The following is a 13,393-nucleotide window of genomic DNA, read 5'->3' on the forward strand; positions in this document are numbered from 1 at the left end:
GGCGGAAGCTCCGGCAGGGGATGTGCGGTCGTGGGCGGCGGTACCCGAACGCGGACGCCGCGAAACCGGCACGCGGATCCGCCGAGGTGAATGCCCGGCCCCGGCACGCCGGTGCGCCGGCCCGCCGGTCACCCCGGGCTGGTATGAAGGGGCGATGACGAGCGATGCCGCCTCCGCCCGACCGGACCCCAGCGCGGAGGTCGTGGACCTCTGCCGCGACCTGCTGCGCATCGACACCACCAACACGGGGGACAACGACACCAGCGTCGGCGAGCGCCGCGCCGCCGAGTACGTGGCGGAGAAACTCGCCGAGGTGGGCGTCGAATCGGTCCTGCACGAGTCCGCCCCCGGGCGGGCCAACGTGGTGGCCCGCATCCCCGGCGCCGACCCGAGCCGGGGCGCGCTGCTGGTGCACGGCCACCTGGACGTGGTGCCCGCCGACGCCGACGAGTGGTCCGTGCACCCGTTCTCCGGCGAAGAGCGCGACGGCTACCTGTGGGGCCGTGGCGCCATCGACATGAAGGACTTCGACGCGATGGTGCTCGCCGTGGTGCGGCACTGGCAGCGCACCGGCGTACGGCCCCCGCGCGACATCGTGCTCGCGTACACCGCCGACGAGGAGGCGGGCAGCGACTACGGCGCGCGCTTCCTGGTGGAGAACCACCGCGGCCTGTTCGACGGCTGCACCGAGGCCATCGGCGAGGTCGGCGGCTTCTCCTACTCGGTCAACGACAGCCAGCGGCTCTACCTCATCGAGACCGCCGAGAAGGGCATCGACTGGCTGCGGCTGCACGCCAAGGGCCGCCCCGGGCACGGATCGATGGTGCACGACGACAACGCGGTGACTGCCCTCGCCGAGGCCGTGGCCCGCATCGGCCGGCACCGCTTCCCGGTGGTGGTCACCGACACCGTGCGGGCGTTCCTGACCGAGGTCTCCGACCTGCTCGGCATCGAGCTGGACCCGAACGACCCGGAGACGGCCATCGCCAAGCTCGGCCCGATCGCCAACATCATCGGGGCGACCATCCGCAACACGGCCAACCCCACCCGGCTCAGCGCCGGCTACAAGGACAACGTCATCCCCGGCCGCGCCACCGCCACCATCGACTGCCGCAGCCTGCCCGGCCAGTCCGAGCTGCTGGAGCGGCAGCTGCGCGAGCTGGTCGGCCCGGACATCGCCATCGAGTACGTCCAGCGACAGCCGGCACTGGAGACCACCTTCGACGGCGACCTGGTCGAGGCCATGTCGGCGGCGCTGCGCGCCGAGGACCCGGGCGCCCGGCCGGTGCCGTACATGCTCTCCGGCGGCACCGACGCGAAGGCGTTCTCGCAGCTCGGCATCCGCTGCTTCGGGTTCGCGCCGCTGCGGCTGCCCGCCGACCTGAACTTCTCGGCGTTGTTCCACGGCATCGACGAGCGCGTTCCGGTCGACGGACTACAGTTCGGCGTGCGGGTTCTCGACCGGTTCCTCCGCACCTGCTAACCGTGTCCGGTAGCTGCACCCGGCGCGTTATCTCCCCATCGTGAAGGGACTGCCCCACATGACCGACCAGCACGGTGAGCTGGACGCCGCTCTCGAGCGGGTGATCGAAGCGGCCCGCCACCACCTGGCCGCCGTACGCGCCGCGCAGGGCCGCGTCGACGACGACGACGTCTGGCAGGCGTACGTGGCGTTGAACAACGCGTCCTTCGCCTACGACGAGCAACTGCTCGACGCCTTCGGCGAGGTGACCCCGTGGGACGTCGACTCGATCGACCCGGACGAGGCCGACGAGCGCTTCGGCGGCGAGGGCGCCGAGGCCAGCGACCCCCACCCGCGGGTGATCTCGGTACGTCAACGCCGCGACTACCGGGTGCCGAGCATCTCCGCGCTGCTGCGGGCGGCCGAGGCGGCCCGGCGCGAGGGCACCCCGGAGGACGACGAGCCGGCGCCGGTGGAGGGCGTCGGCGAGGCGGTGCTGGAGCTGCTGCAGAGCGGCGACGGCTCGCTCGGCGCGCTGGACGTCCCCGAGCTGGAGCCCCTCGACGGGGTGGTCATGGTTAGCGAGGTGGGCACCCCCGTGGACCTGGAGTCGTTCGACGATGACGACGCCGCCGGCCCGTTCCAGCCGGCGAGCGACGACCGGCTCGTCGGTCGACTCGACGAGCACCCGTTCCTGGAGCTCGACGACGACCACGACCACGCCGGGCACCAGCACTAGGGCCGGCGTCGGCCGGGGCTCCTCCGCCGCGGACCGACCGAGGGCCAGGCACGAGGCCAGGTGACGCCCGGGGCCCGAACCGTTCGCGGTTCGGGCCCCGGGCGTGTCACCGCCCGTCCCGGCCCGGTGTCAGTACGACAGGCCCGGCTGCGGCTGGTTGACCCGCCGACGGCGCAGCATGACCTGCCGCGTGCCGTCACGGAACAGCCGCACCCGGGCCAACTCCCATCCGGAGAACTCCGCCTGGATCGCCAACTGCGCCGCGGCGGTCAACCGGTCGACGTTCGGCGGCAGCCGCAGCGGCGCGTACTCGTAGTCCATGCCGTCCATGCTGCCCAGCCCAGCGGCCGTTCGCCACCCCCTGCGGGGTGACCAACGCCGCTGCCCTGCGTGGTTCGTGCCGCCCCGGGCGCCCGCGCGTGGTCTCCGCCGCGCGGGAGCCGCCCGCGGTTAGCAGGCGCCCCGGTCAGCGCCGGTTCGGTGAGCGCCCGCGTCTCACCCGTCGCGCTCGGGGTAGCCGATGGGCACCGACGAGACGTCGTCCAGCGCGGTGGTGATCTCCTCGGGCAGCGTGATCCGCTCGACCTGCAACGCGCCGAGCAGCTGCCCGACCGTCCGGGCGCCGAGGATCGGCGCGGTCACCCCCGGTCGGTCCCGGATCCACGCCAGCGCCACCTCCAGCGGCGACACCCCCAGGCCGCCGGCCGCGGTCGCCACCGCCTCCACGATGCTCGAGCAGCGCGGCTCCAGGTACGTGGAGACGAACCGCTCGAAGTGCGGCGAGGCGGCCCGCGAGTCCGCCGGCCGGCCGTGCCGGTACTTGCCGGTGAGCACACCCCGACCCAGCGGCGACCAGGGCAGCACGCCGAGGCCCAACGTGTCGCACGCCGGCAGCACCTCCCGCTCCACGCCCCGCTCCAGCAGCGAGTACTCCACCTGGGCGGCGACCACCGGCGCCCGGCCCGGCCAGGCCGTCTGCCAGGCGGCGGCCCGCGCGGTCTGCCAGCCGGAGAAGTTCGACACACCCACGTAGCGGACCTTTCCGCTGGCCACCGAGTGGTCCAGCGCCGCGAGGGTCTCTTCGAGGGGGGTGTCCGGGTCGTACCCGTGCACCTGGAAAAGGTCGACGTGGTCCGTGCCGAGCCGGCGCAGCGACGCCTCGAGGGTGCGCAGCAGGTGGCCCCGGGAGCCGTCGCGACGCCGACCGCTCCCCGGCCGCAACCCCGCCTTGGTGGCGATCAACAGCTCGTCGCGCGGTACGAGGGTGCCCAGCAGCGACCCGATCACCGACTCGGCGTCGCCGTCGCCGTACACGTCGGCGGTGTCGATCAGGTTGCCGCCCGCGTCCAGGTAACTCTTCAGCTGGGCGGCCGCATCGTCGGCGTCGGTGTCCCGGCCCCAGGTCATGGTGCCGAGCGCGAGCCGCGAAACCGCCAGCCCGCTTCGGCCGAGCGGTCGCTGTTGCATGGGTGAACCTTATTTCGAACCCGCCGCCACGGATATCCTCGCTCCCGTCATCTCTGCCGGTTCTGCCGGTTCCGCCTCCGGCGGGCACCGCGACGGACGGGGAATCATTGGCGGTGAGCCGGTGATCGGGTCCGTTTTCGGCATTGCGTAACCTGGTGCGACCTGTGCCACGGATGGGGGAGGACCAGTGCGACTCGGGCTCAGCCTTGGATACCAGACGGCGTGGAGCACGCCGGCCGACCACCTGGCGTTGGCCCAGGAGGCGGATCGCCTCGGCTACTCGGTGGTGTGGGCGGCGGAAGCCTACGGCTCCGACTCGCCCAGCATGCTCGCCTGGATGGCCGGCCAGACGCAACGGATCGACGTGGGCTCGGCGGTGATGCAGATCCCCGCCCGTACGCCGGCCGCCACCGCGATGACCGCCGCCACCATCGACGCGCTCTCCGGCGGCCGGTTCCGGCTGGGCCTCGGCGTCTCCGGCCCGCAGGTCTCCGAGGGCTGGCACGGTGTGCGGTTCGCCAAGCCGCTGGGCCGGACCCGCGAGTTCGTCGACATCGTCAAGCTGGCCGTCGCCCGCAAGGAGGTGGCGTACGACGGCGAGCACTACACGCTGCCGCTGCCCGACGGCCCCGGCAAGGCGCTGCGGCTGAGCTTCCACCCACCTCGCGAACACATCCCGATCTACCTGGCCGCGGTCGGGCCGAAGAACCTGGAGTTGGCCGGCGAGATCGCCGATGGCTGGCTCGCCGTGTTCTACGCCCCGGAGTTCGCCGACGAGCACCTCGCCGCCGTGGCCGCCGGGCGGGCCAAGGCCGGCAAGGAACTGGCCGGCTTCGACGTGGTGCCCTCCGTGCCGGTCGTCATCGGCGACGACGTGGCCTCCTGTGCCGAGCTGGTGCGCTGGTACGCCGCGCTCTACGTCGGCGGGATGGGCAGCCGGAAGCAGAACTTCTACAACCAGCTCGCCACCCGGATGGGTTACGGCGACGCCGCCCGCGAGGTGCAGGACCTGTACCTGGCCAAGCGGCAGCGCGACGCGGCCGCCGCGGTGCCGATGGAGTTCATCGACCGCACCTCGCTGCTCGGCCCGAAGGAGCGCATCGCCGAACGGTTGCGGGAGTACGCCGCCTCCGGCGTCACCACGCTGTCGGTGACCCTGTTCGTGGCCGACCGGGACAGCGGCGTGCAGACCCTGCGTACCGTCGCCGAGGCGCTCGACCTCTCCGGAGTCGGCGAGTGACCTGGATCGAGGCCATCGTCCTGGGCGTCGTCCAGGGGCTGACCGAGTTCCTGCCGGTCAGCTCGTCGGGGCATCTGCGGATCACCTCGGCGATCTTCTTCGACCGCGACGCCGGCGCGTCGTTCACCGCCGTCACCCAGCTCGGCACCGAGGCAGCCGTGCTGATCTACTTCGCGAAGGACATCTGGCGGATCACGCGTACCTGGCTGGTGGGGCTGCGCGACAAGTCGGTGCGCTCCAGCCTCGACTACCGGATGGGCTGGTACGTGATCGTCGGCTCGATCCCGATCGGGCTGTTCGGGTTCCTCTTCAAGGACCAGATCAAGACCGCCGGGCGCAACCTGTGGGTGGTGGCGACCACCCTGATCGTGTTCGCGTTCGTGCTGGCGTTCGCCGAGTACTGGGGTCGGCAGACGCGCACGCTGGAGAACTTCCGGATGAAGGACGGTGTGGTCATGGGCTTCGCCCAGGCCATGGCCCTGGTCCCGGGGGTGTCCCGCTCCGGCGGCACGCTCACCGCCGGCCTGCTGCTCAACCTGACCCGGGAGGCGGCGGCGCGCTACTCGTTCCTGCTGGCCATCCCGGCGGTGGTGATGTCCGGGGTGTTCAGCCTCGGCGACGTCTTCGAACCGTCCGCCCCGGGCACGTCCGTGCCCACCGTGGCCCAGACGATCGTGGCCACCGCCATCGCCTTCGGCATCGGCTACGCGGCCATCGCCTGGCTGCTGCGCTACGTCGCCCACCACACCCTGTACGTCTTCGTGCTGTACCGGGTCGCGCTGGGCACCCTGGTCCTGGCTCTCCTGCTGACCGGCACGATCAGCGCCACCTGATCAGCGGCGTCGTTCCGTTGAGATCTTGGACAGTTTCCGTCAGCTGCTGACGGAAACTGTCCAAGATCTCGCGGGCATGACAATGGCCGGCACCCCGGGTTCGGGGTGCCGGCCATTGGTTCGTGCGGTGGGTCAGCTGTTCCAGTGCTGGGCGACGAGGTCGGTGGCCTGCTGCTCCCACTGGGCGTAGGCGTCCGGGTACGCCGAGACCTGCACGGTCTGCGCGGCCTGGGTCAGGGGCATGTCCTGCCAGCCGTCGACCTGCTTGAGGCCCTTGAGGAACGCGGTGGTGGAGTACTCGGGGTTGGTGATCTGCTCCGGGGTGCCCCAACCACTGGAGGGGCGCTGCTGGAACAGGCCCAGCGAGTCGTGGTCGTTCATGTCGCCGAGGTGGCCGAGGTTGTCCAGCTTCGATTCCTGCAGGCTCGTCGCGATGGAGATGACCGCGGCGCGTTCGGGCAGGCCGGCCTTCTTCGTGGCGGCGATGATCGCCTTGGCGTTGGCCGTCTGCTCGCCGTTGAGGCTGATGTGCGACTGGTCGCCCTGCGGCTTCGACACCGTCTGCACGGCCGCGACGGGCTTCGCATCGGCGGCGGGGTTGGCGTGGGCGGCGATCGGACCGGCGAAGACACCACCGGCGAACGCGAGACCAGCAACGGACAGCATGCTCTTACGGAAGATCGTGTTCATGGGGGTAGCTCCTTCAGGGGTAGGAACACCACACGCCACCACCGGGGGTGGGTGACGCGGGTGTGAGCACCTCGTCGGGCGCTGCACTATCAAGCGGGGAAAGTTTGGGGGCGGCCGGCGGGCTGATCGCTCGTGGCGCCGGGGCGGCTGCCTGCGAGCGGGGCTCGTGGCGCCGGGACGGTGTGTAACGACCGTCGGGCCGGGGGGATTCCCGGGGCGGCCCGCGAGTGGGGCTCGTGGCGCCGGACCGTGTGTAACGGCTGTCGGGCCGGGGGGATTCCCGCGGCGGTGGGCCGGAGGGGCGCACCGGTCGGCGGGGCCTGCGGTCGTTCGGGGGTCTGCAACGACCCGGCCGGGCCGGCCATTCCCATCCCGGTTGAGCGGGCGGGGTGGCCGTGGTCCTGCGATCGTCAGGGTGTGTAACGACCACCGGCCCGCCACGATTCCAGCCCACGGATGCGACCGGTCACAGGTGAGCGCCGGCCCGAACCAGACACCAGGCCCAGAACACACCAAGCCGGGCGCGTCAGGCCGGTCGCTCGGCGGTGATCCACTCCAGGTCGGCGACATCGCCGTATCAGACGAGTGGGACATCCCCACATCGCCCATACCGTGTCGATCATTGCCGAACGCGTCAGCCGTCGCCAGCCGTCGCCAAGCAGACATCACGCCCGACTGGACAGGTCGGGCGCGTCAGGCCGGCTGCCCGGCGATGATCGACTCCAGGTCGGCGACATCGTCATACCAAGCGAGCGGGACACTCCCACATCGCTGCCGGGGCTCGGCGCCCGATTGGCCAATCCCTGATAGCCAGCAGGGCGCCTGACCTGCCGGTGGCAGTCATTCGCACCCTCAGGCTTGATCGACTCGGGTTCCTGCAAACCGGGGCATCCGGACGACCGGGACACCCCGACATTCAAGAGCCCGAGTCGATCAAGGAACTCGGCCTCGGAGCCCGGCCTCGGAGCCCGGCCTCGGAGCCCGGCCTCGGAGCCCGGCCTCGGAGCCCGGCCTCGGAGCCCGGCCTCGGAGCCCGGCCTCGGAGAACGGCACGGGGTGCGGCGCGGAGCCCGCGGCGATCGGAGGCACGGGTGAGGCCCTAGGGTGATCGGTGTGGCGACCCTTCTGCTTCTGCGACACGGCCGTACCACGGCGAACGCCGACGGCGGCCTGGCCGGTCGGCAGCCGGTCGAGCTGGACGACACCGGGCGCGCCCAGGCCACGGCGGTGGGGGAACGGTTGCGGGCGGTGCCGCTCGCGGCGGTCGTCACCAGTCCGCTGATCCGCTGCCGGCAGACCCTGGAACTGGCGGTGCCGCAGGCCACGCCGGTGGTCGAGGAGGGGCTGATCGAGTGCGACTACGGCAGCTGGGAGGGGCAGCCGCTGAAGAAGCTCGCCAAGGAGCCGCTCTGGCCGGTGGTCCAGCAGCACCCCAGCGCGGCGGTCTTCCCGCAGGGGGAGGCGATGGCGGCGATGGCGGCCCGCGCGGTGGCGGCCGTACGCGACTGGGACGCCCGGGTGAGCGCGGAGCACGGGCCCGAGGCGGTCTGGCTGGCGTGCAGCCACGGTGACGTGATCAAGGCCATCGTGGCGGACGCGCTCGGCGTACACCTGGATGCTTTTCAGCGGATCGTGGCCGACCCGGCGTCGGTGACCGCGATCCGCTTCACGCCGCTGCGACCGTTCCTGGTGCGGCTCAACGACACCGGCGGTGACCTCGCCGCGCTGGTGCCGCCGCCGCGCAAGCGGCGTCGGCGGAACACGCGGGCGGCCGACTCGGACGCCGCCGTGGGCGGCGGGGCTGGTGCGGCCAGGTGACGCGCGCGGTGACGCCACCACCGACCAAGGCCGCCACGGCCGGGGCCGCGACCCCCGCGAACGCCGAGGCCGCCACGGCCCGGGGGGCCGCCACGCCCGGGTGTGGCCCCCGATACACCGGGCGCGTTGCCCCTGCGGTGATTCGGGTCGGTGGGGTGCGCGATGCCATGGCGGGCCGGATAGGGTCGTGGGTATGACCCACCAGGTGCACGCCTTCGAACCGCCGGAGCGGTTCGTCGCCGGGACTGTCGGGCCGCCGGGGGAGCGCACGTTCTTCCTGCAGGCCCGCGGCGGCGGCAGGCTGGTCAGCGTCGCGCTGGAGAAGGTCCAGGTGTCCCTGCTCGCCGAGAAGCTGGAGGAGCTGCTCACCGAGGCGCAGCGTCGCTTCGGGGTGGACCTGCCCGAGTTGGCGCCGGTGATCGGCGACAACGAGCCGCTGGACACTCCGGTCGACGAGGAGTTCCGCGTCGGGACCCTCGGGCTGGCCTTCGACGTGGACACCGCGACCGTGGTGATCGAGGCGATCGCCGCTGGCGAGGTCGAGCCCGAGGTCGAGCTGGGCGACGAAGACGACGAGGACGAGGACGACGAGCCGGACGAGGACCTGGACCGGCTCCGGGTCCGGCTCACCCCGCAGGCCACCCGCCAGTTCATCGAGCGGGCCCGGCGCGTGGTCAACGCGGGCCGGCCGCCGTGCCCCCTGTGCGGCCAGCCGTTGGATCCCGCCGGGCACCTGTGCCCGCGGCACAACGGTTACCACCGGTGACCTTGTCCGGCCTCGAGCCCCTGCGCGACGGTGACGCCGCGCTGCGGCTGCTGCGCGACGGCACGCTCGACCTGGAGGGCCGGCTGGTCGACGCGTCGAACACCACCCTGCGGGGCATCCTGACCCTCGACGGGGTCACGGCCCGCTGTGTCTACAAGCCGGTGCGCGGCGAGCGCCCGCTGTGGGACTTCCCGGACGGCACCCTCGCCGGGCGGGAGGTGTCGGCGTTCCTGGTCTCCGACGCCACCGGCTGGGGTCTGGTGCCGCCCACCGTGCTGCGCGACGGGCCGTTCGGCCCCGGCTCCTGCCAGCTCTGGATCGACGAGCCGGACGACGCCGAGCCGCTCGTCGGGTTCGTGCCGGCCGACGAGCTGCCGCCACGCTGGTTCCCCATCGCGGCGGCGCGGGACGACGACGGCGTCGCGTACGCCCTCGCCCACGCCGACGACCCCCGGCTGGCCCGTCTCGCGGTGCTCGACGCGGTGATCAACAACGCGGACCGCAAGGGTGGCCACGTGCTGGTCGGCGCGGACGACCGGATCTACGGCGTGGACCACGGGGTGAGCTTCCACGTCGAGGGCAAGCTGCGGACGGTGCTGTGGGGTTGGGCCGGAAAGCAGTTGCCGCCGGACGCCGTGGAGATGCTCGACGGCCTTGCCGGGCAGGTCGCCGGGGCGCTCGGCGACGAGCTGGCCGATCACCTGACGATCAGCGAGATCGCCGAGTTGGCCGCCCGCATCGACGTTCTGCGCAAGACCGGCCGCTTTCCGCAGCCGCCGGAGGACTGGCCGGCGGTGCCCTGGCCGCCGATGTGAACCGCTGTCATCTTGATCACCCGTGGGGCGGCCCGGTGCCGCCTGAGGGCTGGTTAGGCTGAGGCCATGGAGTCTTGGGCGGGACACGAGGTGCCACGGCTGCCGGGCAGAGGCGAGCCGCTGGCGTTGTACGACTCGGCGCGGCAGGGCGTCCACCCGAGCGAGCCGGTCGACGCGGGAAGCATGTACGTCTGCGGCATCACCCCGTACGACGCCACCCACCTCGGCCACGCCGCCACCATGATCACGTTCGACCTGGTGCAGCGGATGTGGCGGGACGCCGGGCGCCCGGTGCGCTACGTGCAGAACGTCACCGACATCGACGACCCGCTGCTGGAGCGGGCCGCCCGCGACGGCGAGGACTGGGTGGTCCTGGCTATGCGGGAGACGGCGCTGTTCCGCGAGGACATGGAGGCGCTGCGGATCATCCCGCCGGAGCACTACGTGGGCGCCGTCGAGTCGATCCCGGACATCGCCGACAAGGTCGAGGTGCTGCTCAAGGACGGCGCCGCGTACCGGCTCGACGATGGCACCGGCGACGTCTACTTCGACATCTCCGCCACCGGCCGGTTCGGCTACGAGTCCAACCTGACCCGCGAGCAGATGCTGGAGATCTTCCCGGAGCGCGGCGGTGACCCGGACCGCGCCGGCAAGCGCGACCCCCTCGATCCGCTGCTGTGGCGCGGCGCCCGCGAGGGGGAGCCGTCCTGGCCGGGCGGGGAGCTGGGCCCGGGCCGGCCGGGCTGGCACATCGAGTGCGCGGTCATCGCGCTGAACCTGCTCGGCGACCGGATCGACGTGCAGGGCGGCGGCAACGACCTGCTGTTCCCGCACCACGAGGCGTCCGCCGCGCACGCCGAGCGGCTCACCGGCCAGGCGCCGTTCGCCGAGCACTACGTGCACGCCGGGATGATCGGCCTGGACGGCGAGAAGATGTCCAAGTCGCGCGGCAACCTGGTCTTCGTGTCCCGGCTGCGCGCCGACAAGGTCGACCCGATGGCGATCCGGCTGGCGTTGATCTCCGGGCACTACCGCGGCGACCGCACGTGGACCGACGAGCTGCTCACGGCCGCGCAGGAGCGCCTGGACCGCTGGCGGCGGGCCGCCGCCGCGCCCGCCGGGCCGTCCAAGGCCGAGCTGCTGGCCGGGGTACGCGAACGCCTGGCCGACGACCTCGACACCCCGGGCGCCCTGGCCGTGGCCGACCGCTGGGCCGACGCGACCCTGTCCGGCGCCACGGACGACGCCGAGGCCCCCGCCCTCTTCGCCAAGACCGTCGACGCCCTCCTCGGCATCCGCCTCTGACCCGCGTCCACGGCCACGCCGCAGCCCTCCGCGGCGCGGGGAGACGGTTTCCTGTCGGAGCAGCGCGCAGGACGTGGTGGCCGACGCCGGCCGGGGGCGGGTTCGCGTTCGACCCTCATGACTCTGCGGTATGAATATGACTCTGAGGAATGACGCCCAACAGCGTGGATGGCACCCAGCCATCTCGAGGCCCTGACCGCGCCGCGGGTCACCGCGCACCGGCGTCGACCTCCTCGGCCGCCGCATCCGACCCCACCCGCGGACACGAATGCCGGCCCACCCCCCGAACCAGCACCGCGACGAGCGGACGCAGACGGCTGGGCGGCACCGGGGCGCGGTGACGAGCTGGTCAGCCCAGGACCAGGTCGGGGTCGGGTTCCGGGTCGGGGGTCGGGCCGGGGATCTTGTACTCCTCGGTGAGGGTGGTCATCGGGCCGGGCCAGGTGGCCTGGGCCACCTCGATGGGCTTGCGGTTCGCGTCGAAGGCGACGTGCAGCAGGTGCAGCACCGGGGTGTCGGGCCGGATCTGGAGGGTCTCGGCCTCCTCCCGGCTGGGCTGGCGGGCGCTGATCGTGTCGGTGGCCGAGACGTACCGCCGGCCGGTGGCCTCCTCGGCCTCCTGGTAGAGCGGCCGGCCGAACGCCTCGGCGCGCTCCAGCGAGGTGCCGGCGGTGTCGGCGGGCAGGAACCAGGAGGCGCCCACCTCGACGGGGGAGTCGTCGGTGCGCACGAGGTGGCGGCGGCAGAGCAGGTCCGTGCCGTCGGAGACGCCGAACGCGTCGGCGACCTCGGCGGGCGCGGGGGCGCGGCCGACCGAGACGAGCTGCTGGCGGTACCGAGCGGCCAGGTCGGTGTGGTAGCCCCGGAAACCGCCGTACCGGCCCCGGGAGAGCCGGTTGAGTCGGCGCCGGGTGCCCCGGACGTACGTACCGGAGCCGGGTTTGGTAATCAGGATGCCCTCGACCCGCAGCTGGTCGACGGCGCGTTGCACGGTCTGCTTGGCGACGCCGAACATCTCGGCGATGGCCGGGATGGACGGCAGCCGTTCGCCCGGCCCCCAGTCACCGCGGCGGACCTGGTCCTTGAGTTGCGCGGCGATCTGCCGGTGGGGGAACTCGGCCGCGCCGGGATTGATCTGCACACCCGCCTCCTTGATCACATCTAGGTTCCTAGGATGCCGTAGAGGGTGTGACGGCGCCACCCCGGACACGCGAAAACGGGCCCCCGGACCAAAAAGGTCCGAGGGCCCGCAGAGAACAGTGCTACCAGGAGCCGGCGGTGGGGCCGGCCGAACCGCCCCGACGCCGCAGGTACTTCTCGAACTCCTGCGCGATCTCGTCACCGGTCAACGGGGTGATGCCCTCGTCGCCGACCCGTTCTTCCAGCTCGCGGACGTACTCGCCCAGCTCGGCGTCCTGCTCGGCGGCGCTGCGCACCCGCTGCTCCCACTCGGCGGACTCCTCGGCCAGGTCGGCCATCGGCACCGGCAGGTCGACGACCTCCTCGACCCGGTGCAGCAGGGCGAGGGTGGCCTTGGGGCAGGGCGGGTTGTTGGCGTAGTGCGGCACGTGCACCCAGAACGACACGGCGTCGACCTCGGCGCGGGCGCAGGCGTCGTGCAGCACGCCGACGATGCCGGTCGGGCCGTCGTAGCGGGTCGGGGTGAGCTGGTAGCGCTCCGCGGCCTGCGCGTCGGAGGCGCTGCCGCTGATCGGCAACGGCCGGGTGTACGGCACGTCGGCCAGCAACGCGCCGAGCAGCACCACCCGCTCCACCTCCAGGCTGTGGCAGATCTCCAGAACCTGCTCGCAGAACGTCCGCCAGCGCATGCTCGGCTCGATGCCCCGGATCAGCACGACGTCCCGGTCGGTGCCCTCGGGGCTCGCCACCATGAACCGGGTCGTCGGCCACTCCACCCGGCGGGTCTCCCCGTCGGCCATGGTGATGGTGGGCCGGCTGACCTGGAAGTCGTAGAAGTCCTCCGGGTCCAGCTCGGCGATCTGCCGCGCGTTCCAGACCTGCTCCAGGTGCTCGACGGCCGCGGTGGACGCGTCGGCGGCGTCGTTCCAACCCTCGAATGCGGCAATGGCCACGGGGGACCGCAGTACCGGCAGTCCGTCGAACTCGGTCACGCCGTCACCTCACCCTGCTCGTCGCGGCCGACACCGGGACCGCGCCCGGTCGTCGGGCCGTGGTGCACGGCGGCGTCCCTGTTGTCCTTCACGTCCGCCAGCCTACGTGCCGGGCAGGGATGCGGC

The 13,393-nt window shown here is 72.5% G+C and carries 13 protein-coding genes; 8 read left to right on the forward strand and 5 right to left on the reverse strand.

The features are described 5' to 3' along the window. Window positions 1-154: 154 nt before the first annotated feature. A complete protein-coding gene (locus ABZT87_RS19405; protein WP_354860355.1) occupies window positions 155-1,483 on the forward strand; it encodes a M20/M25/M40 family metallo-hydrolase in 1,329 nt (442 codons plus the stop codon). A 58-nt stretch (window positions 1,484-1,541) separates the two neighbouring features. Next, window positions 1,542-2,201 carry a hypothetical protein gene (locus ABZT87_RS19410; RefSeq protein WP_354860356.1) on the forward strand — a complete coding sequence of 220 codons (660 nt, stop codon included), beginning with the start codon at window positions 1,542-1,544 and terminating at the stop codon, window positions 2,199-2,201. A gap of 129 nt (window positions 2,202-2,330) precedes the next feature. Here the strand turns inward: ABZT87_RS19410 and ABZT87_RS19415 are convergent, their stop codons facing one another. Then, complete coding sequence (locus ABZT87_RS19415) at window positions 2,331-2,522, reverse strand: DUF5703 family protein (RefSeq protein WP_039906151.1); 192 nt, start codon at window positions 2,520-2,522, stop codon at window positions 2,331-2,333. Window positions 2,523-2,696: 174 nt separating this feature from the next. Continuing rightward, window positions 2,697-3,668 (reverse strand): aldo/keto reductase, encoded by a 972-nt coding sequence (locus ABZT87_RS19420; protein WP_355137071.1) that lies wholly within the window; start codon window positions 3,666-3,668, stop codon window positions 2,697-2,699. Window positions 3,669-3,855: 187 nt separating this feature from the next. On the opposite strand from ABZT87_RS19420, the gene ABZT87_RS19425 reads away from it, so the two are divergent. Together ABZT87_RS19425 and ABZT87_RS19430 are read left to right on the forward strand one after the other, a co-directional pair. Continuing rightward, on the forward strand, window positions 3,856-4,908 hold the full coding sequence (locus ABZT87_RS19425) for an LLM class F420-dependent oxidoreductase (RefSeq protein WP_354860358.1): 1,053 nt from the start codon (window positions 3,856-3,858) through the stop codon (window positions 4,906-4,908). After that, the gene (locus ABZT87_RS19430) at window positions 4,905-5,741 is read left to right on the forward strand and encodes an undecaprenyl-diphosphate phosphatase (protein ID WP_355137073.1); all 837 of its coding nucleotides are present in this window, start codon (window positions 4,905-4,907) and stop codon (window positions 5,739-5,741) included. The genes ABZT87_RS19425 and ABZT87_RS19430 overlap by 4 nt, the downstream gene beginning before the upstream one ends. Window positions 5,742-5,873: 132 nt before the next feature. On the opposite strand, the gene ABZT87_RS19435 is transcribed toward ABZT87_RS19430, so the two are convergent. After that, window positions 5,874-6,431, reverse strand: a complete 558-nt coding sequence (locus ABZT87_RS19435; RefSeq protein ID WP_355137075.1) for a hypothetical protein — start codon at window positions 6,429-6,431, stop codon at window positions 5,874-5,876. 1,104 nt (window positions 6,432-7,535) lie between these two features. On the opposite strand from ABZT87_RS19435, the gene ABZT87_RS19440 reads away from it, so the two are divergent. The 4 genes from ABZT87_RS19440 to mshC all read left to right on the forward strand — a co-directional run bounded on the left by ABZT87_RS19440 (window position 7,536) and on the right by mshC (window position 11,135). Then, window positions 7,536-8,249, forward strand: a complete 714-nt coding sequence (locus tag ABZT87_RS19440) for an MSMEG_4193 family putative phosphomutase (RefSeq protein ID WP_355137077.1) — start codon at window positions 7,536-7,538, stop codon at window positions 8,247-8,249. A 193-nt stretch (window positions 8,250-8,442) separates the two neighbouring features. Beyond that, window positions 8,443-9,015 carry a DUF3090 domain-containing protein gene (locus tag ABZT87_RS19445; RefSeq protein WP_355137079.1) on the forward strand — a complete coding sequence of 191 codons (573 nt, stop codon included), beginning with the start codon at window positions 8,443-8,445 and terminating at the stop codon, window positions 9,013-9,015. Then, window positions 9,012-9,830, forward strand: coding sequence for an SCO1664 family protein (locus ABZT87_RS19450; RefSeq protein ID WP_355069179.1), 819 nt, complete (start codon window positions 9,012-9,014; stop codon window positions 9,828-9,830). Before ABZT87_RS19445 ends, ABZT87_RS19450 begins: the two co-directional genes overlap by 4 nt. A 66-nt stretch (window positions 9,831-9,896) precedes the next feature. Further along, on the forward strand, window positions 9,897-11,135 hold the full coding sequence (mshC, locus tag ABZT87_RS19455; RefSeq protein WP_355137081.1) for a cysteine--1-D-myo-inosityl 2-amino-2-deoxy-alpha-D-glucopyranoside ligase: 1,239 nt from the start codon (window positions 9,897-9,899) through the stop codon (window positions 11,133-11,135). A 349-nt stretch (window positions 11,136-11,484) separates the two neighbouring features. Here the strand turns inward: mshC and ABZT87_RS19460 are convergent, their stop codons facing one another. After that, complete coding sequence (locus ABZT87_RS19460; protein ID WP_355137083.1) at window positions 11,485-12,276, reverse strand: GntR family transcriptional regulator; 792 nt, start codon at window positions 12,274-12,276, stop codon at window positions 11,485-11,487. A 121-nt stretch (window positions 12,277-12,397) separates the two neighbouring features. Then, the gene (locus ABZT87_RS19465) at window positions 12,398-13,267 is read right to left on the reverse strand and encodes a PAC2 family protein (RefSeq protein WP_145782100.1); all 870 of its coding nucleotides are present in this window, start codon (window positions 13,265-13,267) and stop codon (window positions 12,398-12,400) included. Window positions 13,268-13,393 lie beyond the last annotated feature (126 nt).

Source organism: Micromonospora sp. NPDC005237, from assembly GCF_040607775.1.
Taxonomy (GTDB): Bacteria; Actinomycetota; Actinomycetes; order Mycobacteriales; family Micromonosporaceae; genus Micromonospora.